General features: G+C 58.3%; 1 pseudogene. It reads left to right on the forward strand.

Annotation, left to right across the window (positions count from 1 at the left end):
• Nucleotides 1–102: 102 nt before the first annotated feature.
• A pseudogene (locus tag TRESADRAFT_RS00015) lies at nucleotides 103–628 on the forward strand (hypothetical protein); the annotation flags it as partial.

The raw sequence follows: 628 nt of genomic DNA on the forward strand, positions 1-628 counted from the left end.
CGGACGCGAACGCGAAGCTCGACGCTGTTACCGGCGACATCACGGGGCGGTTCGACAAAATCAGCGCGGACTTGGAGGAGAAGACGGCCGGAGCGAATTCTGTTGCGGAGAACCTCAAGTCTGCATACGACGAGAAAATCAACGCGATGCAGAACGAGCTCGGCGGGAAAAATCGACGCTATTTCTTCGGACGCGAACGCGAAACTCGACGCTGTTACCGGCGACATCACGGGGCGGTTCGACAAAATCAGCGCGGACTTGGAGGAGAAAACTGCGGGAGCGAATTCCGTTGCGGAGAACCTCAAGTCGGCATACGACGAGAAAATCAACGCGATGCAGGACGAGCTCGGCGGAAAAATCGACACCGTTTCCGCGGACGCGAACGCGAAACTGGACGCGGTTACCGGCGACATTACGGGACGCTTCGACAAAATCAGCGCGGACTTGGAGGAGAAGACGGCGGGAGCCAATTCCGTTGCGGAGAACCTCAAGTCTGCGTACGACGAGAAGATTTCCGCGATGCAGAACGAACTCGGCGGGAAATTGGAAGGAGTGCGAGACGAGCTCGTCACGAAATCGGACAACATCGAAAGCGGGCTCGGCGGGCGTCTCGACGCTATTTCCGCGG

It is taken from the genome of Treponema saccharophilum DSM 2985 (genome assembly GCF_000255555.1).
Lineage (GTDB): Bacteria > Spirochaetota > Spirochaetia > Treponematales > Treponemataceae > Treponema_D > Treponema_D saccharophilum.